This window comes from Stratiformator vulcanicus (assembly GCF_007744515.1).
Lineage (GTDB): Bacteria > Planctomycetota > Planctomycetia > Planctomycetales > Planctomycetaceae > Stratiformator > Stratiformator vulcanicus.
This window is the reverse complement of the sequence record NZ_CP036268.1, coordinates 3,325,744-3,350,202: the sequence shown is the minus strand read 5'-3', so window position 1 is coordinate 3,350,202 and position 24,459 is coordinate 3,325,744. Positions and strand designations below refer to the sequence as shown.

Below are 24,459 nucleotides of genomic sequence, written 5' to 3'. Positions count from 1 at the left end.
GATTAATAAACCTCGCCGCCGCTGCGTGTCGACAACGCGTTGAGCACGTTGCGATCCGTCGTCGCGGAAACGAACCTGACCGAGCCATCGCACAGGGAAAAGCTCAATCCGCCCGGGTGCTGGCTGCGGAAAGCGCCATAGGGAACCTCGCCCGGCAGCGCCGTAAACCCTGTTCGCGGCGATAAATCATGTCGGTCAATTTCGTGGAGCGTCGTGCCCCACGCATAGCCGGCGAATCCATACGCCCATACGCCGCCCATATCGTCGGTGACCGAGCCGGTCGCCATAAAGTCGGTCTCGCCGAGCAGGAACGTGTTCGACGTGCCGTCGGTGATATCGCGGAGACGTGTCGGCCGTTCGTTGACGGTGTTGGCTACATTCGTGAGTAACGGGACGATGGCTCCGTCGTATTCCGGTTCGGTCGCCATCGGTCCGAAGAAGCTCCAATAAGTCAGCAGAATCGGATCCTTCGTGCCCGACGACCACAGGTAACTGGCCGGGGCACGATTCTCCGCCCCTCCCAATGCGGTCGGCCTGACCATCGTGGGGCACAGCAGCGTCGGAATGGTCATCTGCTGCAGATCGGCGTTCGAAAAGCCGTCACCGTCGGCATCGAGCGTGCTGTCACGACGTTCCTCCGCGTCCCACCGCTGCGCGACGTCGTCCCGTTCGAGGTATGGCAGAATCTGAATGAAGCCGGTCGGGAACGTGTCGGCGTCGTCCCCTTCGATGCGGTCAATCGTCGCGTAAGGCAATTCACCGTTTACATCGTGAAAGTTCTGAGTCGCGATTCCGACCTGCTTCATGTTGTTCGTGCAACTCGTCCGGCGAGCGGCTTCTCGAGCCTGTTGGACCGCGGGCAATAGGAGGGCGATCAGGATCGCAATGATCGCGATCACGACGAGCAGTTCAATCAGCGTGAATCCGCGGAGGCGGAACGGGGCGGTACGAAGCATCTGTTTCTCCTGTCAGCCAAAGGGTGGGCGAAAGACGCACTCACGACCTTCGTGGGCGTCGATACCTGGCTGGCTGGCGGAGAGAGAAGTCGGCCGCTGGCTCGCTGGGGCGGGAACAGTGAAACTCAATCACAATCCAAGTTGAGATTGAATCTCAATGTCTTTGTGGTACAGTACCGACACCTCAGAGTTCTCGCAACGCCCGTGGCGAAAAATATCGCGGGTGACGCAAATCCAAGCCGAGTCGAAGGATGCAGCCCAACTCCGACAATATTACCGGCCGCGCAGAGACCAGAATTGCCGTGGGCGACGATGCGTCAAAAGCCCGCATTACGTCAAAAGAGCTGCTCGCCGGCCGCCCGGAAATCGAAATCGAGCACGACGGGGCCGTCTATCGCCTCCGCCTGACCAAGGCGGGCAAGCTGATTTTGCATAAGTGAGGAAGCAGGACGAGCACGACTGCGGTGAGCAGTTCGTTTCTCAGCGGGAAGACTCGCGAGATTTTATGCACGTTTGTATAGAGTTGAGAGACGAGAGGTCAGAGTCCTGTTGCCAGTCCTACTCCCGCCCCGAGATCGCCTCGCTCCGGGTCAATGCGCGAGGGTGTTTGCAGCTGAAATGCTAAAAAATACCCAACTGGTCCCGCGCGTCATCCGTCATCCGCTCCGGTGACCACGGCGGGTCCATCACGAGCTTGATGTCGGCTTCGTCGACGCCCTCAAGCCGCTCCAGTGCCGCCTTGGACTGAGAGATGATCTGCGGTCCTGCCGGGCACGCGGGGCTGGTGAGGGTCATCTCCACGTTGACCTTCGGCTCGCCCTCGGCTTGCTCAACCTCGTAGACGAGTCCCAAGTCAACGATGTTGACCATCAGCTCGGGGTCGATGACTTCTTTCAGTGCGTCGATTAATTGAACTTCGGAAGGCATGAAAGTGGCTAGAGGCTAGAGTCGAGAGGCTAGAGGAAAGCAATACAAGCCCGAGGCGCCAGCCGTCGGGACGATTACTCACAGAGTCTTGATATTATCCGACTTCATCAACTTGAAAAGCTGATCGCTGACGGCCGCTAGCTGAGAGCTTATTCCCCGATGCCCAGTTTCTTCTGCACCGCGTCATCGAGCACCTCGCGAACGGCTTCGACGGGGATGCGATCGTAGATATGCTGAAAGAAGCCTTCCACGATCATGTGCATCGCTTCGGAGCGACCGACGCCGCGCGACATGCAGTAGAAAATTTGTTCTTCATCGACCTTGCCGGTTGTCGCTCCGTGGGTGCAGCGGACGTCGTCGGCTTCGATTTCGAGACCGGGAATCGAGTCGCTGCGGGCCGTATCAGAGAGCATTAAAGAGTCGCATCGCTGATAGCCGTCGGTCCGCTGAGCTTCCTTTTCGACTTTGATCATGCCACGCCACACGACCTTCGACTTATCCCGGAGGACCGTCTTATAGAGCAGGTCGGACGTCGTATCGGGGGCGTTGTGGTTTTGCTCGGTATAGTAGGAAAGTTGCTGACGGTTCGTGGAGAACGTGACGCCGTTTACCTCCGCATGCGCTCCGCGACCGTCGAGATGAACATCCTGATGGACATGGGCCAGTCGCGAGCCGAGTCCTCCGACGGTCCATTGAAGGTTCGCGTCACGCTCGACTCGCCCGACTTGATGCGCGAGATGGAACGTCTTTGTGTTCCAGTTCTGCAACTGGACGTAACGCAATCGGGCTTCTTTGCCAAGGATCAGCTCGACCGCACCAACGTGCAATCCCGGCTCTTCGGTCGACGAGGCCGTTTCTTCCAATAGGGCTGCTGAGGCGCCATCTTCGAGGATTACGAGTGTATGGCTGAAATCGGCTGCCCCGCCCTGTGTGAGTCCGATCAGACTGTGCAGCGGCTTCTCGACCTGGACGCCCTTCGGCACATACAGCACGGTCCCCCCCGTGACGAATGCGGCGTGCCATGCGGTAAACCGATCGGTCTCGGCTTTCACCGCATGGGTCATGAAGTGAGGTTCCAGAAGGTCGCCGTGCTGACGCATTACAGTGTGCAGGTCACCAAAGATGACGCCCTGCTCAGCTAACTCGGGGTCGAGCGAGATCTCGGTCGCATGGCCATCGACGTGTACCGCCCGCCCGCCGAACTCATCGCTGGAACCCAGACGCGTCGCAAAGTCGGCTTGCCCCGCTTGCTTAGAGACGCTGAAATTCTCAGGTTTGAGCGGACGCAGTTCGACACGTCGCCACTCTTCGGGGTCGAGTTCTTGCGCCTGCAGGGACTCATAATTCCGCAGCGCAGAACGTCGACGCTGCGCCTCAGTCTCGCTCTCGCCCCGCTGAGTGATCAGCGCCTCGCAAGCCGCTTCGTCGAAGGTGGCGGGAAGAGTTTGTTCTTCCGCTAAAGTAGCAGACATTACAGTTAATTCCTTTTCACGTCGGGCCACCGACACTCTTAAACTTCCTGATTCTCTTTTACTTCGACACTGGCAATGTGTAGCAGAAAACACTCCACCACCTTCTCCGTTGCCGGGTCGGTAACGAACATGCGACCGCGAGTCAAAGCGGCATTCTCCGGATGGCTAACAACGTATCTATCGCCGCTCGACAAAATGACTTCGAACGGGACGAACGGCTGTCGACGGAGGTGTTCGGTCAAAATTTCTCGCATAACTTTGCCCTACCCCACCGAACCTTCCATTTGAAGTTCAATCAGGCGGTTCATTTCCACGGCGTATTCCATCGGCAGCTCTTTCACGAGCGGCTCGATGAAGCCGGTGACAATCATGGCTGAGGCTTCGGCCTCGCTAAGACCGCGGCTCATTAGATAAAAGAGCTGTTCTTCGGCGATTTTGGAGACGCTCGCTTCGTGCTCAATCGCGACGTTTTCGTCTTCGACTTCAATATAGGGATAGGTATCGCTGCGGCTTTGTGCATCGAGAATTAAAGCATCGCAAACGACGTTCGACTTAACATCGTCGCAACCTTTGGCGACCTTCACGAGGCCGCGGTAACTGGACCGTCCGCCCCCCTTCGAGATACTCTTGGAGATAATTCGGCTCGACGTATGCGGAGCCATGTGCACCATCTTCGCCCCGGCATCCTGATGCTGGCCTTCATTGGCGAACGCGATCGAGAGCGTCTCCCCGCGGGCCCCCGGCTCCATCAAATGGATCGCGGGATACTTCATCGTCAATTGCGAGCCGAGGTTGCCGTCGACCCACTCCATTAAGGAGTCGCCGTAGGCGTAAGCCCGTTTGGTGACGAGGTTGTAAACATTGTTGGACCAGTTCTGAATCGTCGTGTAGCGACAGCGGGCCTCACGCTTTACGACGATCTCGACAACCGCGGAGTGCAGGCTGTCGGTCGTGTAGGTCGGAGCCGTGCAGCCTTCGACGTAATGAATGCTTGCGCCTTCATCGACGATAATCAGGGTCCGCTCGAACTGGCCCATGTTCTCGCTGTTAATGCGGAAATAGGCCTGCAGCGGGAAGTCGACCTGCACGCCGGGCGGAACATAGATGAACGAACCGCCCGACCAGACTGCGCTATTGAGCGCCGCAAATTTATTGTCTTGATACGGTATGACTGAGCCGAAGTATTCTTTGAATATCTCCGGGTGATCACGCAGCCCGCTGTCCGTGTCGGTGAAGATGACTCCCTGCTTTTCGAGGTCTTCCTGCAGCGAACCGTAAACGACTTCCGACTCATACTGAGCCTTCACGCCGGCGAGATACTTTTTTTCCGCTTCGGGAATGCCGAGTTTGTCGTAGGTGTTGCGGATGTCTTCGGGCACGTCGTCCCAGCTCTTTTCCTGCCGGTCGGAGGCCCGCATGTAATAGAAGATATCCTGAAAGTCGATCTGAGACAGGTCCCCGCCCCACGTCGGCATCGGACGCGACTCAAAGTGCTCGTAGGCATCGAGTCGATACTGCCGCATCCACTCCGGTTCGGCCTTCATTTCCGAAATCTGAGCGACGATCTCGCGATTAAGACCTTTGCGGCTCTTAAAGACGTATTTATCGGTCGGGTCGTGAAACCCGTACTTGTAGTCACCGATAGAGACATCCGAATTCGGATTTTTCGCTGGTGCATCGGTCGACATCATTCGCTCCTGTCGCATCGCGACTGGTTGTGTGACTATTAATTACCGGAAGTGATTTGCTGCGTCCGTTGAAATTGAGAAACGATTACTTGGCGACGCCCACCGTTTCCGCCTGTTGTTTCTCATGCTCTTCCTTCGCGGCTTCGGGATGTCGCTCGCGAACGGCGGCGTAGCCTTTTTCATGCAGTTCTTTTGCCAGCTCGGGGCCGCCGGTTTCGATAATGCGTCCGGCCATCATGACGTGCGTATTCTGAGGCACGTTGTACTCAAGCAACCGGTCGTGGTGTGTAATAATTAAGACTCCCATTTCGTCGCCGGCAAGTTTTCGCACGCCTTCACTCACGACGTTGACCGCGTCGGTGTCGAGTCCCGAGTCGGTTTCATCAAGGATCGCGAACCGCGGCTGCAGCATGGCCATCTGCACGATTTCCATGCGCTTCTTCTCACCGCCTGAGAAGCCGTCGTTGAGGTAGCGGCGGGCGAAAGAGCGGTCGACACCGAGTTTGTCGAGTTGTTCGTAAATCTCTTTGCGAAATTCTCGCATCGAGACGAGTTCCCCGCCTTCCTGCCGATCGGGGTTCCGCACGTTCGAGACGGCGTGCCGCAGAAAGTCGGCCACCTTCACACCGGGAATCGTGACGGGGTATTGGAAAGCGAGGTACATACCAAGTCGTGCACGTTGGTCAGCCTCCATCTCCGTAATGTCGGTCTCGTCGAGTTTCACCGTTCCGTCAGTGATTTCATAAAGCGGATGACCGGCAAGGGCATAAGCGAGCGTACTTTTGCCGGAGCCGTTGGGGCCCATCAGGGCGTGAATTTCGCCTGATTTGATCTCGAGATCGACGCCCTTGAGGATCGGAGTCTCGCCGACGGAAACGTGCAGATTTTCGATTTTGAGAGTGCTCATGTCGCCTATTTGAAAACAGCGTTGAGGGTGATTTCGTTTAGTCCCGCGCGGTGCGACGCGTGGGCTTCGGGGTCGCAGTTGAGTGTTTGCCGTTACGTGATGGGCACGGGTCGGACGTGGCCTTCGTGGTGGGGCACCGGGAGCGTGAATTCTCCCTTGGTGACCTTGCGGGCTTTGATCTTGTCCTGCACCCGCATGATGCCTTCGAGCAGCGCTTCGGGTCGCGGAGGGCAGCCGGGGACGTAGACGTCGACGGGCACGACCAAGTCAACGCCTTTGACCACGTGGTAGCCGTGTTTGAAGTAAGGCCCGCCGCCGATTGTGCAGGCGCCCATCGCGATCACGTACTTCGGATCGGGCATCTGCTCATAGAGCCGACGAACTCGGGTGGCCATCTTGTGGGTGACGGTGCCGGCGACGATCATCAGGTCAGCCTGTCGCGGCGTGGCGCGGAAGGCCCCACAGCCGAAGCGTTCCAGGTCGTAGCGGCTAGCGCCGACGGCCATCATTTCGATCGCGCAGCAGGCCAAGCCGAAGGTCATCGGCCAGATCGCCGAGGCTTGGGCCCAATTCATCGCCTGCTCAAGGGTCGTCGTAATGACGTTTTCCTCGAAGCGTCCTTCAATCCATGCGGTCACTTCAGCCTTCGCTTTCTTTCCGTTCCGTTGTTATCGCCCCACTTCCCAGTGCAACTAACTCGCTTTCAACGGGAGCAAATTCGCAGCAGTGATGGCCGTCGAGGCAGCGGTGCTTCAGGATCATGTTCGAGCCGAGCACCTTCTCGAACACGCGCTGTTCCAATTCGCAGATTGACCGGTCATCGGAGGCCAAATCGTGATACGGGCAGTTGTTTTCCCGCAGGACTGGGACCTCTCCTGAATCATCAACTTCGACGTCAAAACCGCAACGCCCGAGCGCGGTCCGCAATTGACGCAGCCGACCGAGAATGGTCCTGCCATCGACCTCGGCGCCGTACTTTTGAACCAATACGTCTTGAACACGCGATAAAATTGCCGCTCGGACGTCCGGGTTGGATATGTTTTTCAACTCCCGCCACAACACCACCGCAAGCTCTTCGTAGTTCTCGCCCAATTGCCTGCGACCATGATCAGTCACGAAATAATGGTGCCCCGGCCGGCCGCGTCCCGAACTCGTCGTCCGTCGATCCACACAACCTTCTGCCTGCAATCGCCGCAGTCGCTGACGCACCGCGGTCGCGGTCACGCCGAACTCATCGCACAATTGCTGGATCGACCCCTCGCCGAGTCGATTGAGTCGGCTGATGAAGTCTCTGTCTGATTTTTCAATGGTCGATGTCAGAGTCTCGTCCCCATTGCGCGTGGATGTACGGCATCATAAGGCCCTTCGGCATTTTTGACAACTCAGCCTGCGAAAAATACCGGTGATCGGCGAATCGGCCGAAAATCAGTCGTCGCAACACGTTCGGACCGAGAATATCGGGCAACCATTCGCTATGTCCGGCGAGAACTTGTCAGTAGGATCGCGACGAAATTCTTGCTCGCCCAAAATTTCTGACCGGGTGTCGGCTGCCGGCATCCGGAGATCATGAAACATCTCGAACTCGACAACGGAGCCGAACGTGTCGACCGAAACGAAACCATCTTCCCGCGCCAGCGATGGCTGGGGCTCGCGGATCGGAGTCATTCTCGCCGTAGCCGGGTCGGCCGTCGGTCTCGGAAACTTCTTGAGGTTCCCCGGCCAAGCTGCCTCAAACGGCGGCGGGGCGTTCATGATCCCCTACTTTATTTCGCTGCTCATTCTCGGCATTCCGCTGGCATGGGCCGAATGGACAATGGGGCGGTACGGCGGGCGTCGCGGTTTCAACTCGGCCCCGGGCATTTTCTCGGCGATCTGGCATCACCCGGCGGCGAAATATCTCGGGATGTTAGCCGTGCTGATCCCGCTGATGATCTACATGTACTACGTGCTGATTGAAGCGTGGTGCCTGGGATATGCGTTCAATTATCTGATCGGCAATGAAAAGCTGACGGCCTCAAATGCAGACTTCGGGGCGTTTTTCGGAAGTTACGTCGGCATCGAGCAGGACGGGGTGCTGATGAGTCCCAAAGGGGCCGACGGCAAGGTGAACGCCTTTCGGGCGGAGAATTTCCAACTGTTGGGTATTCTGATTTTCACATTCGGGGTCAATTTTGCCCTGATCTATCGAGGCGTCAGCAAGGGCATTGAGACCTTCTGCAAGATCGCCATTCCCCTGATGGTCGTCTTGGCGTTGGTCGTTCTAGTGCGCGTGATGACGCTGCCGCCGCAGCCGATTCCGGAAGACCAACTCGCTGCAGCAGCCGCTAATTCCACGGTCGAAGGCGATTCCCCCACAACCCGGTCGGTCAGCGACGGGCTCGGGTTTATGTGGAATCCGGACTTCTCCAAACTATTGGAACCGAAGACTTGGTTGGCTGCTGCCGGGCAAATTTTCTTCAGTCTCTCCGTCGGGTTCGGCGTCATTATCAACTATGCCAGTTACCTCAAAAAGGAAGACGACATCGCACTCGGCTCGCTGACCGCGTGCAGCATGAACGAGTTCTTTGAAGTCTGCCTTGGTGGGCTGATCACGATTCCGGCTGCGTTTATCTTTCTCGGGACGGCGGTGATCGGGATGGGCACGTTTGCCGTTGGATTTAACGCATTACCGGAAGTGTTCGCGAAGATGCCGTTCGGGCAGTTATTTGGCTTTCTATGGTTTTTCATGCTGTTCGTGGCCGCAATGACCAGCAGTATCTCCATGCTTCAGCCGGCGATTGCGTTTCTTGAAGAAGGCTTTGGTCTGAAGCGGCAAGACTCGGTCGCGATCCTGGGTTTAATTACCGCGATGGGGACCGGATTCGTCTTCTATTTTTCGAAAGGGCTGACGGCGCTCGACACGATCGACTTCTGGGTCGGCACCTTCCTGATCTTCGTACTGGCCCTGATTCAGGCTATTCTTTATGGCTGGCTGTTCGGGCTGAAACGAGGCGACCGTGAGATGCATGAGGGCGCCCACATCAAGGTGCCGGCGTTGGTGCAGTTTCTCCTGAAATATGTGGTGCCGGTCTACATGCTGGTCATCTTCGTGTCGTTCATTGCCACGAATGTCTTCACAAAGTTTGAGACCGTCGGCGGCAACCGGGCGCCGATCGCCGTTGCGACGTCCGTAACCGACGATTTCGAAGAGGGAGCCGCACTGCCGGCGTCGATTCGAGAGACACTTCAGGAGCAACTTAAGAGTCGCGAAATCGACGAGTCTCTCCCGACTGACGCGGTCCTCAGCAAGGAACGCGGGAAGTGGTCGATTGGCAACGGCCCCGATTCGATTTATCCGGAGTATCGCTTCGTGAAAACCGAAGTCGAACCGACCGCGGGTGAGTCAGAGGCCAAGCCTGAGGAGGTGCTCGCTCTTCAAAAGCGAGTGCCTGGTCGGCTGGAAGGGATCTTGAGCAATCCATCCGCGATGATGTCGATCCTATTCATCGGTGTCGTCAGCGTATTTATGCTGGTGATGATCCATATCGCCGGAATCAATTGGGCCGAAAGCGGACGCCTCGCTGCCGCCCGCACCTACGACGACCCGGCCGCCGAAACTCCCGACTCCATTGAGGTGACGCCATGACGACCCTTGGCTTGATCATCATGTGTACTTCGGTCGGAACCGTACTGATCGTGGTCTCCTACTGCCTGTTCCGGGTGTTGACGCTCCCCCCGGCAGGGGCGGAAGACCTGCAGAATCAGCCGGCAATCAATACCGGCGATACGGGCAGTTCGGGTTAGCGAAGTCGGTTGCGGCGACTCAGAACGCGGGAGCAAATTCTTCGTTCCCGCAGCATGGGAATCTTGAGCCGTGGCGCGTTAGGCTGAGGTTCGATCGGCGAGCGTTCTGACGTTCGACGTTCGGTGTTTCGCTTTTTGCCGCCCGGTTTCAAGAGGTCCGCCATGTCAACCGATTCCGTAGATGACCCGGACATTACGAACGACTATTCCACGGTCATTGTCCCGGTCGATTTCTCGGCCGATACCGATCACGCGTTCCAAGTGGGGCTTGCGCACGCGAAGAGTCCGGAAAGCGTGCATCTGATTCACGTGCTCTACCCGCTCGATTTCGTTTCGCCGGGCGTGTTGATCGGCGACGTGACGGAGTCCGAACGCGAAACTCAGGTCGAATCGAAGTTCGCGGAATTAAAGCAGCGATTTGATGCTCCGCATGTCGTGACGAATATTCTGCTCGGCGATCCCGGAACGCAAATCTGCGAATATGCCGACGCCCAGAGCGCCGAACTCATCATCGTTCCGTCTCACGGGTACCACGGTTTGAAGCGATTGTTCCTCGGTTCGGTCGCCGAGCGCGTGATCCGCCATGCGCACTGCTCCGTCCTTGTTCTCAGACGTGGTGACGCGGATTAACACGGCGACTCTATGCAGATCATTTCCGACAGCAGGAGAGACCGAATTGCGCCCCTATATCCGTCTCACATTAACCGCGTTGGCTCTGACGTCGGTGCTGCCGACATTGGCGGCAATCGCCGAAGAGACAAAAGCGAAGAACGTCGTATTCTTTCTTGTCGACGATCTCGGCTGGACCGATCTCGGTTGCTATGGCAGCACGTTTTACGAGACGCCGAATATTGATCGTCTCGCCGCGACCGGGATGAAGTTCACCAACGCTTACGCGGCCTGTCCGGTCTGTTCCCCGACGCGGGCCAGCATTCTGACGGGCAAATATCCGCAGCGGGTTGGGATTACGACCTTTATCAATCCGGCTGGAAACAATCAGCCTGAGAACTGGAAACGCGACACCAAGATGTTGCCGGCACCGTACGCCGATCGGCTTCCCCATGCCGAGATCACGCTGGCGGAAGCCTTGCGCGAGGAAGGATATGCGACGTTTTTCGCCGGCAAATGGCACCTCGGAGCGGAAGGCTTTTTCCCGGAGGATCAGGGATTCGATGTCAACAAAGGAGGAGTGGAAAGTGGCGGACCGTATCGCGGCAAGAAGTATTTCTCCCCCTATGGAAATCCACGATTAGAAGATGGTCCGCCCGGTGAGCATCTCCCCGCCCGGCTGGCCGAAGAGACAGCGACGTTCATCGCCGAAAATTCCGAAAGGCCGTTCCTCGCGTACCTCTCCTTTTATTCGGTTCACACGCCCCTGATGGGGCGAGCGGACCTCGTTGCGAAGTACAAAGAGAAACGCAAGGAATTAAACGTCGACGGCGAACTTTGGGGCCGGGTCGGATCGCGACGCTGGCGACAGGTTCAGGAACATGCCGTCTACGCGGCGATGGTCGACGCCATGGATCAGGCCGTCGGGCGAGTTCTGGACGAATTGGAACGTCAAGGTCTGGCAGATGAGACCCTCGTCATTTTGACCTCTGACAACGGCGGACTGTCGACCTCGGAGGGTCACCCCACGACTAATTTACCGCTGAAGGCGGGTAAGGGCTGGATGTACGAGGGCGGCATTCGGGAACCGCTGCTGGTGCGATGGCCGGGTGTGACCGAAGGCGGTTCCGTCAGCGATGCCGTCGTGACGAGTCCCGACTTCTATCCGACCATCCTCGATATTGTCGACCTCCCCGCCCGTGCTGAGCAGCACGTCGACGGTGTCAGCTTCGTACCGGCCCTCGAGGGCAGCAGTTTCGAGCGCGGCCCGATCTACTGGCACTTCCCGCACTACGGCAACCAAGGCGGCTCACCCGCCGGGGCGGTTCGCGACGGGAATTGGAAGTTGATCGAATTTTATGAAAACGACCACGTGGAATTATATGATCTCGCCAAAGATGTCGGTGAAACGAATGATCTGGCGAAAACGGAACCGAAGCGTGTCTCGCGCATGCTGAGTCGATTGCGTGAATTCCGCGAGAAAACGAATTCGAAGATGCCGACGCTTCGCTAGTGATCGCGCAGCGGGTCATGCAAATTCTAATTGCGTATTTTTAATACCAAGATCAGCGAATCTATGAAGACCTTAATTGCGACGTTCTTGTGTCTTTTGGCTGCGAACTCCCCCTGCGCCGCAGAAGATCGGCTCGTTATCGGTGCGGAGTCCGGTAAGGGCCTGACAATCGTTGACCCTACCGACGGCAACCGAGTGCTGTGGCATTGGGATCGCAAAGGTCCGGTGCATGATCTGCAACTGCTCAAAAATCGGCGGTTGCTAACGCACGCGGGCAGTTGGCATCGGCTCGTTGAGATTGATATTCCCACTCAGGAGGTCGTGTGGGAGTACGATGCCGCCAAGCAGAACCGAGATGGCGATTATCGCGGTAAGGTCGAAGTCCATGCTTTCGAGCGGCTGGCCGATGGCAACACGATGATCGCCGAGTCGGGGCCGGGCCGGATTATTGAAGTCGATCGAGCCGGCGACCTCGTGAAGGTAGTCTCGCTCGACGTTCTTAAGTCGAGTGTTCACAGCGATACGCGACTGGTCCGCAAATTGGACAACGGCCACTATCTCGTCGCCCATGAACGGGACGGCCGCGTGAAGGAATACGACGCGGAAGGCGCCGTCGTCTGGGATTACGAGGTGCCCCTGTTCGGTCGCCGACCGTCGGGCGGCCACGGACCCGAGAGCTGGGGCGGCAAGTGCTTCTCGGCGACGAAGAACGAAGCTGGCAACTATCTGATCGCCACGGGCAACGGTCACAGTGTGCTGGAAGTGACGCCCGCGAAGGAGATCGTCTGGCACCTCGCCCAGCACGATCTTCCCGGCATCACCCTCGCGTGGACGACCAATGTGCATCAGCTGCCGAACGGCAATCTGATTATCGGCAATTGCCACGCCGGCCCGGAAAATCCTCAACTCGTCGAAGTGACTCGGGATAAAGAGGTCGTCTGGCAGTTCAAGGATTTTAAGAACTTCGGCAATGGTCTGGCGAATACGTTGGTGCTTGATGGCGAAGATGCAAACGCTCTTCGTCGTCTGATTGATTAGTCGTTTTAAGCTCTGGTTAAAAATCCTAATTATCCCCCGTCAGAACTATGAATAAACGCCGTATTGGACGCTCTTCCCTGGTCGTCACCGACCTCTGCCTTGGCACGATGACCTTCGGCTCGACATGTGACGAGACCGAGGCGTTCCGGATCATGGATCGCGCGGCGGAGGCGGGAATCGACTTCTTTGACACCGCGGAGATTTATCCGGTCCCGCCAGATAAGAAATGGGTGCATCGCACCGAGGAGATCGTTGGGAAGTGGCTGTCGTATCAGGAGCGGGAATCGTTCATCATCGCGACAAAGGTCACCGGCTCGGCGCATGGATGGTTCGTGCCTCCGGTTCGGCACGGTAAGACGGCCTTGGACAGGCACAATATTCGGGCGGCGGTCGAGGGGAGTTTGAATCGCCTGAAGACTGATTACATCGATCTGTACCAGACGCACTGGCCCGACGCCGACTTCGCGTACGAGGCGACTCTCGAAGTGCTGACGGAGCTAATTGAGGAAGGCAAAGTTCGCTTCATCGGTTCGAGCAATGAGTCGGCCTGGGGGACGATGAAGGCTCAGGCGGTCGCGGAGAAACACGGCTTCGCCCGCTACGAGTCGATTCAAAACAACTACAGCGTTGCGAACCGCCGCTTCGACGATGCCCTCGCCGATATCTGCCGGCGTGAGCAGATCAGCCTGCTCCCCTACTCGCCGCTCGGCGGCGGAGTGTTGACCGGTAAATATCTCAACGGGCAATGGCCGGACGGGGCCCGATTTACGAATTATCGGGCCGAGGGCGAACGTCAGCAGGCGATGGTGCGGCGTTTCGTCAACGAGAAGTCGCTTGCCACGACGTCCGATCTCAAAGAGGTCGCGGCGGACGCGGGCGTTTCGCTATCGGTGCTTGCGCTCGCGTGGAGCAAGCAGCGTGACTTCGTCGCATCGACGATCTTCGGCGTCAATACGGTCGAACAACTGGAAGAACTCCTGCCGACTGCGGAGACCACGCTCGATGATGAGGTCATGCAGCAGATCGAAAAAATTACCAGTACGTATCTGTATCCGCTTGGGTGAGATGAACCGAAAGCGCGCCGCTTCTGGTTCCGATTCCTCCCATTGTGAAATTTGGGCGAATTTCGAATCGAGTGAGAATATTCTCGGCCCTCCCTCGTCCGAACTAGTGTTCAACGAATCGGGAACCTTGAGGTCCGCAATTGCGTCAAACTGTCCGAGTCGGGACGTTTGGACTTGACCGGCGACTGATCGTCTGTTTCGATCTGAAAATTCGAAACGATAGGTATTCGTCGACTATCGGGGTAACTCCCATCCGCTCTGTTCGGTCGTCGAGATGCGGTTTTCAAAGGCACTTACCAATAGCGAGCCGAAAATGGGTCAACAATGTTCGAAGCTGCTGCGCATCAGCGTCACGGGATTAGCGGTCGTCGTTTTTTCCGCGGGTATCGCGGCTGCGCAAATGCGGGTCTGGACCGACCAAAGCGGCAATTCGGTGACGGCGGAATTCGTCAGCATTTCTCGCGGTAAGGCTGTCTTCAAGCTGATGCAGGGGGGCACAACAAGTGTTGCCCTAGTCGATCTGGTCCCTTCGGATCAGCAGGAGATCGTCCGCCAACTGTCGCTCAAAGGCATTCGTGCCTGGACGACCGCCGACGGCCAGCAGATGTTCGGCCGACTCAATCAAATGAGAAACGGCAAAGTCGTGCTACGAATCGATTCGTTCACGAAGACGTTCGACCTGAGCGAATTGAGCGTGGCCGATCAAATGTATGCACTCCGCGAATCAGGCCTTCGCGTCGAGTCCTCGCTCGAATCTCAACTTGGCGAGCGGCGAACGTGGAATCTTCAAGGCCGTGAGCCGTTTGTCGGTCGACTCGACCGGATGCTTCCTGATCGCAACGTGTTGATTGAAGTCGATGGGATGACCTGGGTCGATTCGGTCGACTCGTTTAGCCACGAAGATCATGCCTACATTTACGCAGTCACGGATAATCCGGGTATTCGAAGCCTCGTCCCAGGCAGTTTTTCGCCTGCAGAATTAGCGGCCGCGACTGGTCAGGCCGGAGGAGATTTTGAAGAGCAGACGGACCTGTTCGGCGATACAAATGGGCTATCGGTCAACTTCCCGGGTGATGAAGATTCCATCGACGATGGGAGTTCCGGCTTCGATGAGTCGGATACGAGTTCGGAATCGGGCGAAGGCTTCACTGAATCGAATGCGACACCGCGTCCGCCCAGCACCACCGTTTTGACTCCGAATCAAGTGGCCCCCCCGCAGCAATATTCGCCCGCGGCATACCAGCAACCCCAAGCTAGCGGCGGTTGGTTCTCCGGTCCGAACAGCTACCGCAATATCGGGCTCTTGATTTTCGCAGTCACGGCCGTGGTGGCCTTCCTGCTGAAGGGCAAAATGTAGGCTTTTGGGGATTACGATCATGCCAAGCGACCGACGGTCTTGGCATGATCGCTCTTAATAGCCTGTCATGTCGCAATTGACCCGTACGGGAATCGAACCCGTGCCTCGAGAGTGAGGGTCTCGCATCCTTCCACTAGACGAACGGGCCGCATGATTGCAGCGACGAGCGGAGCGGGCCTGTGAGATGTTCCGCACTCGTCATCATGCCGCTTCAGGGAATTCAGACGCTCTGAGTCCCGCAAGGTTCGCATGATCGGCTAGATCGGAGTGCATCGCGTTCGAGGCTCAAGATTTCTCTTTGAGATGCAACGGGCGAGCAGTCGGAGAATCGCGTTTCACTTGCTGTCAGGAGATTCGCTCGTAGCATGATTTGACTGTTGGATTCAAATCGTCTTGTCGCCTGATATCGGAGTGCTCCTTCAATGCGAATCGCCATTCTCGCTGCCTGCCTGTTGATGCCTGTCGGAATTGTCTCGTCCGCCGGAGCAGCCGAACCTTCTCTGAAATGGGTTGGTACATGGGCGGCCGAAGGCAAAGAAGAGCACTGCAAGGAGCTTCGCTGCGAAGCGGAGCAAGTCGACGGCGACCAATGGAAAGCCAAGTTCACCGGCGTTTGCAGCGAGAAGTTTTGCTTTTATGTCGAGATGAATGGCAAAGCGGTCGGGGAGAAAATCATCTTCTCCGGCGAGACCGACCTTGGCGAAGACAACGGCGGCCTCTACACGTGGAGCGGCGAGATCGTAGGCGATGAGTTCAAAGGCCAGTACGCAGCTTCTGCCGGGAAGAAGGGCACCTTCGAAATGAAGCCGGTTCCGGTCACGGAGTAGGTTCTCGTGTACCCGCGCCGTCAGCCGTTTTCGGGCTTTTTGCCGATCGCGATCAGCTTGGCGATTGCCATAGTGGGCGCCGCGATCGGATTTGGATTCTTGTTTCAGGCAGCGTTCGCTTCCGGTGAAGAAGTTGCCCGTTACGACGTGACGCCCGGCGAGCCGCTCGCGTTCGAACTGACGCGGGGCATGAGTCCTGTGGCCTTGGAGTTGGCAGTCGAAGTCGTCTTGCCTTCAGGACAATTCGCGACGAAATATGCTATTTATGATTGCGCAATTACCGCCGACGGCTCCACCGTTTGGGCCGGTCAGGCCGGGGCGATCATCAACGAAGATATGTCGCAGTCGCGCGGGCTGTTCGATGAGCCGCATCGTTATTGGGCGAAACGCGTCCTCCCGGTTCTTGATGTCCCCGTCAGCGACATCTACGAGCTGACCGCCATCGCGAACGGAGAATTGGATTTGGAGGTCACCGGCTTCACCCTCCGCATCCGGCGAAATGTGACGCGAGTGAACATCCCGCTGGTTGTCAGCGGATTTATCGCAATGACGATCGGCATTCTAGGCTTGGTGCTGTTCGGCGTACGGGCGGTATTCAAGGCCACGAGTGCCGGGTCGTAACATTCTGATCTGTCCGAGAATGTGCCGCCGGCACCACCGCGGCTCCGGATGGTCACCGCGTGTATGGCTCCATCGCCTCCCACCATGCGCGTGCCATTTTTTCCTGCCCCTGCCGATTCGGGTGGGCCCAATCGAATGTGTCGGTGCCCTGCCGCTTCGGGTTTTCGATCCAGTCCTTGTAGTGATGGACCGTCTTGACCGGCGACTCGTCGGTCGAAAGACGTTCGGCCATCTCTTCAACGAGCGGGCGAATCTTAAGTGCTGCGCCCCCGTTGAAGTTGAGGTGACCGATAAGAATCACGATCGTCGGGTTGCGCTCGCGAAGTTGTCCGATCATTTCCTCGAGCGGTTCGACGATCGCCGCCTGGTGGTCCGCCGATTTCTGGTCGTTGGTCCCGAGATGGATCAGCGCGAAATCGGGCGAGGAAAGTTTCGGCAGGTTCTTCTTCAGCTTTTCGAGGACCGATGCCGTCTTCGCGCCGTAGTAGCCTTCGTGGTCGCCGTCGAACGGCTGACCGGCAATATCCGGCCACGTCGCGTCACCGTGCAGTCCCCGTCTGCGCGTTCCGATGAAGTCGTAAGCGACGCCCTTCTCCGAAAGAATTTTGCCTAGCGACCAGCGATAGGTGTACTCTTCGCGATCCCGCTTGCCTCCCTGCGTGATGGAGTCCCCGATCGGCAGAATAGAAATCGGTTCCGCCCCGGATGCCATGGCAGGGAACGGACTGATCAATAAGACGAGCGACGGGACGAGCAATCTCACTGAGGACTCCGGGCGGCAAAGGTCAAGGTCGAATTTCTCCCAGTGAGCATATCAGGCTGATCGATCGGATTGGACCTGCTGAGGGCTTTCCCTTCGTCGGTTCGGTTCCGATACTGCAACAGACGCGTTCGACCGGATCACCAGACAGAGCCCGAACAGACGAGAAATTATGACTGGTTTGACAATCACTGCCGCGGAGGACTCGGGGGACTCATGGACTGCGCGGGCCGACATCGAACCCGCCATCGTGGCGGTCGCGTCGACGCCCGACAGAGCCTTTTCCAGGCTGATCGAATTGCTGGAAATCGACTTCAGTCAGCGGCCGGTGCTCAGGTCGACGAGCGTCGCCCCGCACCGAGTCGTATGGCGGTTCGGTGGTGCGATCAGAACCAAGCGGCGAAGCGTCGCCACGACTTGATGATCGCGACTCCGTCGCCGCGTCTCACAAAGACATCAAACGGATATCAGTGACCGCGATCGAATTGCTGGGCGGAGCGGGCGGCTCGAATGACGGCCGGCCCGCTTTTGCGAAGTCGTTTTCTACGAATCGGGAATTCAGTCGGCCGTTACGGTAAACGAACGGCGGGCTACGGGTTTCCCGGCGAGCCGCAACACCAAGCCGTACTCGCCCGGTTTAACCAGTGCCGGTGACAAGCCGATCGGAGGCGTCCAACGAAGCATTTCGCGCGGCGCTAGCGTGTCAGTGCTCGCAACGATCGCCCCATTGGCATCTTCCAGCACGAGTTCGACATAAATGTCTTCGTGCTGCGGCTGCAGTAGAATTTGCGCGAACATCGTTTCCCCGAGGGCGTACTCGGTCCTCTGGTAAGCCAGATAGTTTCCGATCTTGAAGCTACCGATCGTGAAGGTGAAGAACTTGTCCTCAACGCGAATCGGTTGCGGCCGGGCCAACATTCGCTGTGCTTCGTTTTGACTCAGTTCGACCAGTGGCAGCGGACCGTCCGGGCTGCGCTCGTTGTAAGGGTCAAGTTGATACTCCGCGGCCGATGCTCCCAGCGCAACGAGCGGAAGCACTGCGGCGTAGGCGACCGGCGTGAGGCGACCTCCCGCACCTCGAATTAAATTCGTGAACGATGCTAGTGTTCCGGACAGCTCAGCCCGCCAGTGATTCAGCAGGTTCGATGACCGAACCCGCTCGCAGAACCAGCGGTAGTCGTCTTCTTTCAAGAACGCCCAGTAGGCGGCGAAATACATCATGGGGAACAGGTAAAGCCCCAATGCCAGCGTCGTCATCAGGTGGAATGTGACGCCGAGGGTGAGCATCACCCGTCGCCCCCACAGGCTCCAGACGAGGAAGACGAACGTCAATTCCCACAGACTCGTGATGTAGGCCGATGCACTCAGCGTCCACGGGTGCATCGCCATGTAGGCGCCGAGCGGATGTCCGTTATTCAGATGAGTCAGCATCCAGTACATCATCTGCTCGCCGGAGAAAAAGTGCGGCGTGTGGATCTTCGTCATTCCGGCGGCCAGATAGACGATACCGATGAAGAGTTGGATCAACCGTTGCGGCCAGACGGCGGACGTTCTCGGCTCCAATCGACCGAGACGCCGTGCGTCGACCGACCAGACTGCGCCGCAGTCCGAGAGTGACAGAAGCAATAGAATGTGCGTTGCGATCGCGGTGTACTTGCTGATCGTTCCGATCGCGTCGAGATTGGCGAAGTAGAACAGCAGCAATGTCGAGAAGGCGAGCGATAGCCGAGTCAGCCAGCCAAGGGAGGCGGCGAGCAGGAAGAACAGCATCGCGGTGAAAATCGCGACGGCGAGCCAGCCGGGGAACTCCGGGAACGGATTCGCAAAACCAAAGTTGATCCAAAGCGGTGCGGTGGCACCGTCGGCGGAATAAAGCTCTCGTACATGCGGCCAGCGACGCAGCATATCGCCGAACAAGATCAGCGGGAGAAAAATTCGAACGATCGCGAGCCCGTAGGGCACTTCTTCCTTGAAGAAGAATTCGCGGAACGGTCGGGTCAACTGGGCGAAGATAGAAGCGGATTGATTGGTTGAAGTCGCCATTTCGTCCTCCTGACGAATCGGGCGGCGCGGGTATTCGTCCCGCAGGGCCGGTTTTACTTATGCGGAATTGTGAATTGCCGATCGCAACGGGCACTCAGTGAGTTCTCAGCATCTGACCATCGAACAGACCACCTACGGTTGCGATGATAATTCCTGACCGGAGTTGTTGGCTGCAGCCATGTCGAGCAGGTAAAACGGCTGCCGAGTACGCATTTGAGATTGGAGCCGCGGGTCGGCATTTTGGGCGACGCTCGTGTAGTGCGTCAGCCAATTCGGCTGACTGCTCAGGAGTACGCCTTCGCCGCTGATGACGTGATAAATTTTGTGGTAGTAGTGGGGATCGCGTGGTTCTTCGAACCGCTCCTCCCACAGGTGATCCGGAATGTTGTATTTCTTGTTCCAAGCCCGCTCGACGACAAAGATCCGAGCGATTTCTTCGTGGCTGGTGTGCTTGAGCGTGTTCAATGCGATGCGGCAGCAGGCCAGTCCGCCGACATCGTAATCGCGGCGATCGAGCCGGCCGTGCGTGTTGATTCCGCCCCAGGGCCCGGGGGCGAGGCTGTAGTACTTCCCGCTGACGCCTTCGCCGATCACTTCGAGGCGAACGTCCCAACTGGTCCAGCCGCAGAACATATCCCACACGATGTAATACATTGCGGGATGGCGACCGGTGCCCCACTCCATCGTGTGCGAGACGAGACCGACGCCGAGCGCCGAGAGATAACCGCCGATAAAAAGGGATGCCAACCAGCGTTTCATTGCTCGACCCTCCGTGGTCGGTCTGCAGAATTCTCGGACCACCATGTCCGGATTTGTAGAATTTGCTTAAATCAGCTGATTTGGTCAAGAGGATTGTTGGACGTAATGGGCCTGATCTCGCCGCAATTGGCCGACGTTTGGAGTGCGGCCATCCTCGTTTCCGGGCGGCAAATGAGCAATAATTCCTTTCCGAATTCAGACTTCTGTCCATCGGCCGGTATCCCGGCTATTCACCTTACCCGACATTCGGAATCGCTTTATGTGGTTGATTGAAGACCCGTATCCACCGGTCATCGCGCTGGCGATCGGGGCGGTCGTGTGTGCTGTCATCGGCAAGCAGCGCCAAAATTTGCTACTTCTGGTGGGCGCCGGAGTGCTCTTGGCCTCGATCGGATTGGTGTTCGTCATCGATTTGCTGGTTGTGACCGAAGCGGAGATCGTGGCCGACCGCGTCATGGAGCTGAAAGATGCCGTTGAAAATGACGACGTCGATCGGGTGCTGTCGTTTCTCGGAGAAAATCTGGAAGCGGAGCGACTGCAGATTTACGCCGCGATGGGGGCGTTCCGACTGGTTCCACCGATCCGCCTGACCGATGTCGACGTCGAAATGAAATTGAACGATAGCTACGCGCTCTCGTTCTTTCGGGCCAACGGAACGGTTCGAGCCAAACAGGGTGGCTTCGAGTCACGCATCGCAACGCGTTGGAAACTCTCGTGGCGAAAGGTGGCTGGGGAGTGGAAGGTGAACGAAGTCCAGCGGCTCGACCCGATGAACGGGGAGCCGATCAATATCCTCTCACCGTCGCGCTAACAAAACATCTCGACCCGGCGATCCGAATTAATACGGCGGAAACTTCACGAAGTCGCTCCGCAAGAGTGTGAAGTCGCGACTGTTGCCGTTTTGCATGACGACGCGATTCCAGCGGAAACCACCCGTAATCCCAAAACCCGGATACGGGTTGGTGATGGCGGGACGGTAGGCCGACCGTTCGACCGGCATCGGAGAAACGGCCGCGACGTGCGGCGGCAACTCGTGTGTGTAGTACGACCGCCGGTAGACCCAGTCGGCGCAATTCGCCGGTTGCGTCATCGTGACGTTCCATGCCAGTACCAGGATCGCCGCGCGACATAGTTGTCGTCGGATGAAACGGCCGCCGCAATGTCGTCGATATTTGCCGAACATTGGTTTGATGCGAACGAGCGGGAGGTCCCGCGTCATTCCAAAAGGTGTTTCATTTCGGCATCGGACCTACGGGTCGTGATGCTCTTTCGAAACAAGATTCCTCGGAAACCGAGCAATTTGTCTCACGGCTTTAAGAGGGGGCGAATGCCGTGCCTGCACGACGCGAAGATCGTCCGCAACGTCGACGGCGGGAGAAAATCCGATAGGCGGCGCCGGTATGTCAGCGAATGCTGAGCCGTTGCCTAAAGCGGTCGGGCGCCGTTGCGTTGTGGTCATCAACCACTAAAGCCCGGAACTTTTCGCTTGGTTCGGAACGGCAGGTACAGTCCGCCTAAGGCGCGCTCGTCCGAGGTTCTTAAGAGCTCGTCGGGATTGCTCGACTAGTCGAGTTCGACGCCGGCCTTCTCAGAGATGCGTTGCTTCTCGGCTTTGTCCTCGACGACGACGATCGTGCCGTTTTCCGCATCGTAAGCATATTTCTGCCACGGCTTCTGTTGCCGCAACGTTACGCCGGGGTTCTGCTCCATGAACTGCTGGACCTCTTCATAGGTCGGCGTCGTTCCTTCAAGTGCTCGCTGCTGCTGCACGAATTGCTGGATCGGAATCGGGCTGAGCGTGGCCGCCGCGTGAAAGTAAACCGATTGAGCTTGCGTTAACGGATCACCGCCAGTGACGCCGGTATCGACGACGGCCCAATTGGGATCATCCTGCAGTTCGGCCAGGTCGAGAATCTCTCGCGTCGTCTTATGTATGACCGCAACGTCATCTTTCTTGTCGGGTTGATCGGGAACGGCCGCGGCGGGAGCTGGCTCAGCCGGTTCATTCAAGTTCGAAGGCTTGATGTCACAGCCGATCCCACACAGGACAGCCGGCCCGATTGCGATCCCGAAGCCTCGTCTCCACGAACACAGGGCTGACATGTTGAAACGTGTGATGCAGTTTGCCATCGGTTGCTTTCTTTGCCGCCCGCTCGGTGTGTTCTTCCTATTTTAACGACGCGATCGATTGCAGCGAGAATTTGAGCGTTTCACAAGCCGCATCGGATTCGAGTTTATGGTTTATGAGGGGCGGGTGAATTAGGGCAAGGTGCGCGGTTGTCGGTTGTGACGAACGGCAACGGCAGGGGGGCAACATAATGTGCCCATTTTGCACATTTTCCCTCAAGCCCCGCAATCTCCCGAGCTACGTTATAGCGTCAGAACTTAAGACCGCGTTCGGTTCCGGTTCTTACGATTAAAACCGTTGGTTTTGCTTTGCAAGTGGTCGGGTCCGCGATGAAGATCGGACGTGGTCACAGGGAGGGCGATCGGCGGTCGAACCGGGCCGTAACTAGATTCTCAACTTGTGGAGGTATACAGGTCATGCGAGCTACACTGATCTGCGGCACCCTCGTCGCGGTGACCGCCATTGCCCAGCAAGCCTCGGCCCAACTATGCGGCGTCGGCAGCTACAATTGCTGTCCCACGACCGCTTGTCAGCCCGTGGCATGTTGCACGACGTTCCGAATGGAGCGGCAGACGTGCTATCGAACCGTTTATCAGACGGTCATGAAGCCGGAGCAGTTCACGGTTACCCGCACTGTGATGGATACCGTCTACGAAGACCGTCAGCAGACATGTTACCGCAACGTGACCGAGACCGCGTACCGCGATGAGCAATACACGGTCCGACGTCCGGTCTTCGAGACGGCCAGTCGCGAAGAGAGTTACACTGTGATGCGTCCGGTCACCGAAACGGTGATGCGAGATTGCTCCTACACGGTTCAAAAACCGGTCTTCGAAGAACGGGTCCGCGAATGCCGGCAGACGGTCATGCGCCCGGTCACCGAGACGATCGAGCGCGAATGCCGCCGGGTCGTGATGCGACCGGTGACTCAGACCATCAATCAGCAGCGCTGCTACACGGTCATGCGACCGGTCACGACGATGCGAACGACCTATCGGCTGCAGACGCAAGTCGTTCGCCGTCCCGTTTGCTTGCCTGGCCTGAGCGTACCGCAGTTGGTTTGCGACCCTTGTACCGGTCGTCAAACATTTCGTATGACTCAATTGCCCGGCCCGTCTTTCAGCGTGCCGCAGGTTTGTGTCCGACGCGTCGCCTGTCAGGTTCCGTGCACGACGTATCGGCCGCAGGTCGTTCGGCAGGTTTGCCCTGTCACCGTCTGTCGTATGGTGCCTGAGACCGTCGTGACCAAGGTTCCCGTCACCGTCTGCCGGATGGTTCCGGAAGAACGTGTGCAACGGATTCCTTATCGCGTCTGTCGCATGGTGAGCGAGCGGGTCGAACGACAGGTTCCGCAGCGAATCACCCGGATGGTCGCCGAGCAATGCACGCGTCAGGTTCCGGTTCAGACCTGCAAGATGGTGGAAGAAATTTGCACCCGCAAAGTTCCCTACTGCGTGACGCGTCAAGAGCCCTACACCGTCAACTACCGCGTGGCGAAGTGTGTTCCGCGTCAGGTCGAACAGACCTGCACTCGCATGGTGGCCCAGTGCGTCGCCCGGCAGGTTCCTTATGAAGTCTGCCGAATGGTTCCGGTTCAAGCTTGTCCGTCGCCGTGCGGCGGATGCGCGACCGGGAACTGTGGCCCTGGCGGCTGCCCGGGTGGCAATTGCAACGTCGCACCGCAGGGAGCAGCCCCGCAAACCTTCGACGGCACCGACACCTTGCGTCCGGTTCCTGAGTCCGACACTGAGCTTGCTCCGCAAGCCAACGGATTGCCCGTGCCGTTCGGATTCTCGACGTAAGCTACGAATCTGTTCAATCTCGCGTCGATGCAGAATTCGACCGCGAAATGAAATAACACCCCGTCGCCAGTTCCTGGCGACGGGGTGTTTTCAATTGATGTCAGAGCCGTAAAACAGGAGCTGATCCCGCAATCGTGAGGGCGGAGCTCACCGTTCGAACTAAAGATGTTCTCAGCCTCGACTTGAGGCGTAACGGACCATTCGG

26 protein-coding genes and 1 tRNA gene are annotated in these 24,459 nt (G+C 57.7%); 13 read left to right on the top strand and 14 right to left on the bottom strand.

Translation table 11 applies throughout. The annotated features are described in order from the left end of the window. Positions 1-2: 2 nt before the first annotated feature. On the bottom strand, positions 3-956 hold the full coding sequence (locus Pan189_RS13065; RefSeq protein WP_145364427.1) for a DUF1559 domain-containing protein: 954 nt from the start codon (positions 954-956) through the stop codon (positions 3-5). A 251-nt stretch (positions 957-1,207) separates the two neighbouring features. On the opposite strand from Pan189_RS13065, the gene hemP reads away from it, so the two are divergent. Further along, a complete protein-coding gene (gene hemP / locus Pan189_RS13060; protein WP_145364426.1) occupies positions 1,208-1,396 on the top strand; it encodes a hemin uptake protein HemP in 189 nt (62 codons plus the stop codon). A 181-nt stretch (positions 1,397-1,577) separates the two neighbouring features. On the opposite strand, the gene Pan189_RS13055 is transcribed toward hemP, so the two are convergent. From Pan189_RS13055 to Pan189_RS13025, 7 genes are all read right to left on the bottom strand, one after another. Next, complete coding sequence (locus Pan189_RS13055) at positions 1,578-1,883, bottom strand: metal-sulfur cluster assembly factor (RefSeq protein ID WP_145364425.1); 306 nt, start codon at positions 1,881-1,883, stop codon at positions 1,578-1,580. A gap of 149 nt (positions 1,884-2,032) precedes the next feature. Beyond that, positions 2,033-3,355: a Fe-S cluster assembly protein SufD gene (gene sufD, locus Pan189_RS13050; protein ID WP_145364424.1), complete on the bottom strand. Its 1,323-nt coding sequence runs from the start codon at positions 3,353-3,355 to the stop codon at positions 2,033-2,035. Positions 3,356-3,393: 38 nt separating this feature from the next. Further along, positions 3,394-3,609, bottom strand: coding sequence for a hypothetical protein (locus tag Pan189_RS13045; RefSeq protein ID WP_145364423.1), 216 nt, complete (start codon positions 3,607-3,609; stop codon positions 3,394-3,396). Between the two features lie 9 nt (positions 3,610-3,618). Beyond that, positions 3,619-5,043, bottom strand: a complete 1,425-nt coding sequence (gene sufB / locus Pan189_RS13040) for a Fe-S cluster assembly protein SufB (protein WP_145366186.1) — start codon at positions 5,041-5,043, stop codon at positions 3,619-3,621. An 85-nt stretch (positions 5,044-5,128) separates the two neighbouring features. Then, positions 5,129-5,950, bottom strand: a complete 822-nt coding sequence (gene sufC / locus Pan189_RS13035; RefSeq protein WP_145364422.1) for a Fe-S cluster assembly ATPase SufC — start codon at positions 5,948-5,950, stop codon at positions 5,129-5,131. A 92-nt stretch (positions 5,951-6,042) separates the two neighbouring features. Then, positions 6,043-6,588, bottom strand: coding sequence for an NADH-quinone oxidoreductase subunit B (locus Pan189_RS13030; protein WP_145364421.1), 546 nt, complete (start codon positions 6,586-6,588; stop codon positions 6,043-6,045). A 1-nt stretch (position 6,589) separates the two neighbouring features. Beyond that, positions 6,590-7,174 (bottom strand): helix-turn-helix transcriptional regulator, encoded by a 585-nt coding sequence (locus tag Pan189_RS13025; RefSeq protein WP_310820441.1) that lies wholly within the window; start codon positions 7,172-7,174, stop codon positions 6,590-6,592. A gap of 376 nt (positions 7,175-7,550) precedes the next feature. On the opposite strand from Pan189_RS13025, the gene Pan189_RS13020 reads away from it, so the two are divergent. The 7 genes from Pan189_RS13020 (at position 7,551) to Pan189_RS12995 (ending at position 15,314) form a co-directional block, all read left to right on the top strand. Next, complete coding sequence (locus Pan189_RS13020) at positions 7,551-9,575, top strand: SLC5/6 family protein (protein WP_145364419.1); 2,025 nt, start codon at positions 7,551-7,553, stop codon at positions 9,573-9,575. Continuing rightward, the gene (locus Pan189_RS21400; protein ID WP_310820440.1) at positions 9,572-9,733 is read left to right on the top strand and encodes a hypothetical protein; all 162 of its coding nucleotides are present in this window, start codon (positions 9,572-9,574) and stop codon (positions 9,731-9,733) included. The genes Pan189_RS13020 and Pan189_RS21400 overlap by 4 nt, the downstream gene beginning before the upstream one ends. 162 nt (positions 9,734-9,895) lie before the next feature. Further along, positions 9,896-10,363 (top strand): universal stress protein, encoded by a 468-nt coding sequence (locus Pan189_RS13015; protein WP_145364418.1) that lies wholly within the window; start codon positions 9,896-9,898, stop codon positions 10,361-10,363. Between the two features lie 46 nt (positions 10,364-10,409). Next, positions 10,410-11,855: a sulfatase gene (locus tag Pan189_RS13010; protein ID WP_310820439.1), complete on the top strand. Its 1,446-nt coding sequence runs from the start codon at positions 10,410-10,412 to the stop codon at positions 11,853-11,855. A gap of 63 nt (positions 11,856-11,918) precedes the next feature. Beyond that, entirely contained in the window at positions 11,919-12,893 is a 975-nt protein-coding gene (locus Pan189_RS13005) for a beta-propeller domain-containing protein (RefSeq protein ID WP_145364414.1), read from the top strand. 47 nt (positions 12,894-12,940) lie between these two features. Continuing rightward, complete coding sequence (locus Pan189_RS13000; RefSeq protein ID WP_145364412.1) at positions 12,941-13,957, top strand: aldo/keto reductase; 1,017 nt, start codon at positions 12,941-12,943, stop codon at positions 13,955-13,957. 313 nt (positions 13,958-14,270) lie between these two features. Beyond that, a complete protein-coding gene (locus Pan189_RS12995; protein ID WP_310820438.1) occupies positions 14,271-15,314 on the top strand; it encodes a hypothetical protein in 1,044 nt (347 codons plus the stop codon). A 77-nt stretch (positions 15,315-15,391) separates the two neighbouring features. Here Pan189_RS12995 and Pan189_RS12990 read toward each other — a convergent pair. Next, positions 15,392-15,462, bottom strand: a tRNA-Glu gene (locus tag Pan189_RS12990). Between the two features lie 274 nt (positions 15,463-15,736). On the opposite strand from Pan189_RS12990, the gene Pan189_RS12985 reads away from it, so the two are divergent. Both Pan189_RS12985 and Pan189_RS12980 read left to right on the top strand, forming a co-directional pair. Then, the gene (locus Pan189_RS12985; protein WP_145364409.1) at positions 15,737-16,141 is read left to right on the top strand and encodes a hypothetical protein; all 405 of its coding nucleotides are present in this window, start codon (positions 15,737-15,739) and stop codon (positions 16,139-16,141) included. A 6-nt stretch (positions 16,142-16,147) separates the two neighbouring features. Next, positions 16,148-16,762 (top strand): hypothetical protein, encoded by a 615-nt coding sequence (locus tag Pan189_RS12980; protein ID WP_145364407.1) that lies wholly within the window; start codon positions 16,148-16,150, stop codon positions 16,760-16,762. A 52-nt stretch (positions 16,763-16,814) separates the two neighbouring features. Here the strand turns inward: Pan189_RS12980 and Pan189_RS12975 are convergent, their stop codons facing one another. Next, positions 16,815-17,525 (bottom strand): SGNH/GDSL hydrolase family protein, encoded by a 711-nt coding sequence (locus Pan189_RS12975; RefSeq protein ID WP_145364405.1) that lies wholly within the window; start codon positions 17,523-17,525, stop codon positions 16,815-16,817. 169 nt (positions 17,526-17,694) lie between these two features. Between Pan189_RS12975 and Pan189_RS12970 the strand changes: the two genes are divergently transcribed. After that, complete coding sequence (locus Pan189_RS12970; RefSeq protein ID WP_145364403.1) at positions 17,695-17,943, top strand: hypothetical protein; 249 nt, start codon at positions 17,695-17,697, stop codon at positions 17,941-17,943. A gap of 137 nt (positions 17,944-18,080) precedes the next feature. Here Pan189_RS12970 and Pan189_RS12965 read toward each other — a convergent pair whose 3' ends face one another. Beyond that, a complete protein-coding gene (locus Pan189_RS12965; protein ID WP_145364401.1) occupies positions 18,081-19,565 on the bottom strand; it encodes an HTTM domain-containing protein in 1,485 nt (494 codons plus the stop codon). 132 nt (positions 19,566-19,697) lie between these two features. Next, on the bottom strand, positions 19,698-20,324 hold the full coding sequence (locus Pan189_RS12960) for a hypothetical protein (RefSeq protein WP_145364399.1): 627 nt from the start codon (positions 20,322-20,324) through the stop codon (positions 19,698-19,700). 259 nt (positions 20,325-20,583) lie between these two features. Between Pan189_RS12960 and Pan189_RS12955 the strand changes: the two genes are divergently transcribed. Further along, positions 20,584-21,135, top strand: coding sequence for a hypothetical protein (locus tag Pan189_RS12955; protein ID WP_145364397.1), 552 nt, complete (start codon positions 20,584-20,586; stop codon positions 21,133-21,135). 27 nt (positions 21,136-21,162) lie between these two features. On the opposite strand, the gene Pan189_RS12950 is transcribed toward Pan189_RS12955, so the two are convergent. Both Pan189_RS12950 and Pan189_RS12945 read right to left on the bottom strand, forming a co-directional pair. Next, on the bottom strand, positions 21,163-21,543 hold the full coding sequence (locus Pan189_RS12950) for a hypothetical protein (RefSeq protein ID WP_145364395.1): 381 nt from the start codon (positions 21,541-21,543) through the stop codon (positions 21,163-21,165). Between the two features lie 344 nt (positions 21,544-21,887). Then, positions 21,888-22,454: a hypothetical protein gene (locus Pan189_RS12945; RefSeq protein ID WP_145364394.1), complete on the bottom strand. Its 567-nt coding sequence runs from the start codon at positions 22,452-22,454 to the stop codon at positions 21,888-21,890. Between the two features lie 414 nt (positions 22,455-22,868). Between Pan189_RS12945 and Pan189_RS12940 the strand changes: the two genes are divergently transcribed. Beyond that, positions 22,869-24,254 carry a hypothetical protein gene (locus Pan189_RS12940; protein ID WP_145364392.1) on the top strand — a complete coding sequence of 462 codons (1,386 nt, stop codon included), beginning with the start codon at positions 22,869-22,871 and terminating at the stop codon, positions 24,252-24,254. The last annotated feature ends 205 nt before the right edge of the window (positions 24,255-24,459 follow it).

Coding starts and splice junctions, on each gene's coding strand:
- Pan189_RS13045 (WP_145364423.1), bottom strand. CDS start 3,609: ATGCGAGAAATTTTGACCGAACACCTCCGTCGACAGCCGTTCGTCCCG.
- Pan189_RS13000 (WP_145364412.1), top strand. CDS start 12,941: ATGAATAAACGCCGTATTGGACGCTCTTCCCTGGTCGTCACCGACCTC.
- Pan189_RS21400 (WP_310820440.1), top strand. CDS start 9,572: ATGACGACCCTTGGCTTGATCATCATGTGTACTTCGGTCGGAACCGTA.
- Pan189_RS13055 (WP_145364425.1), bottom strand. CDS start 1,883: ATGCCTTCCGAAGTTCAATTAATCGACGCACTGAAAGAAGTCATCGAC.
- sufB (WP_145366186.1), bottom strand. CDS start 5,043: ATGTCGACCGATGCACCAGCGAAAAATCCGAATTCGGATGTCTCTATC.
- sufD (WP_145364424.1), bottom strand. CDS start 3,355: ATGTCTGCTACTTTAGCGGAAGAACAAACTCTTCCCGCCACCTTCGAC.
- Pan189_RS13065 (WP_145364427.1), bottom strand. CDS start 956: ATGCTTCGTACCGCCCCGTTCCGCCTCCGCGGATTCACGCTGATTGAA.
- Pan189_RS12960 (WP_145364399.1), bottom strand. CDS start 20,324: ATGAAACGCTGGTTGGCATCCCTTTTTATCGGCGGTTATCTCTCGGCG.
- Pan189_RS12945 (WP_145364394.1), bottom strand. CDS start 22,454: ATGGCAAACTGCATCACACGTTTCAACATGTCAGCCCTGTGTTCGTGG.
- Pan189_RS13015 (WP_145364418.1), top strand. CDS start 9,896: ATGTCAACCGATTCCGTAGATGACCCGGACATTACGAACGACTATTCC.
- Pan189_RS12985 (WP_145364409.1), top strand. CDS start 15,737: ATGCGAATCGCCATTCTCGCTGCCTGCCTGTTGATGCCTGTCGGAATT.
- Pan189_RS12940 (WP_145364392.1), top strand. CDS start 22,869: ATGCGAGCTACACTGATCTGCGGCACCCTCGTCGCGGTGACCGCCATT.
- Pan189_RS12950 (WP_145364395.1), bottom strand. CDS start 21,543: ATGACGCGGGACCTCCCGCTCGTTCGCATCAAACCAATGTTCGGCAAA.
- Pan189_RS12955 (WP_145364397.1), top strand. CDS start 20,584: ATGTGGTTGATTGAAGACCCGTATCCACCGGTCATCGCGCTGGCGATC.
- sufC (WP_145364422.1), bottom strand. CDS start 5,950: ATGAGCACTCTCAAAATCGAAAATCTGCACGTTTCCGTCGGCGAGACT.
- Pan189_RS12995 (WP_310820438.1), top strand. CDS start 14,271: ATGGGTCAACAATGTTCGAAGCTGCTGCGCATCAGCGTCACGGGATTA.
- Pan189_RS13005 (WP_145364414.1), top strand. CDS start 11,919: ATGAAGACCTTAATTGCGACGTTCTTGTGTCTTTTGGCTGCGAACTCC.
- Pan189_RS12965 (WP_145364401.1), bottom strand. CDS start 19,565: ATGGCGACTTCAACCAATCAATCCGCTTCTATCTTCGCCCAGTTGACC.
- Pan189_RS12970 (WP_145364403.1), top strand. CDS start 17,695: ATGACTGGTTTGACAATCACTGCCGCGGAGGACTCGGGGGACTCATGG.
- hemP (WP_145364426.1), top strand. CDS start 1,208: ATGCAGCCCAACTCCGACAATATTACCGGCCGCGCAGAGACCAGAATT.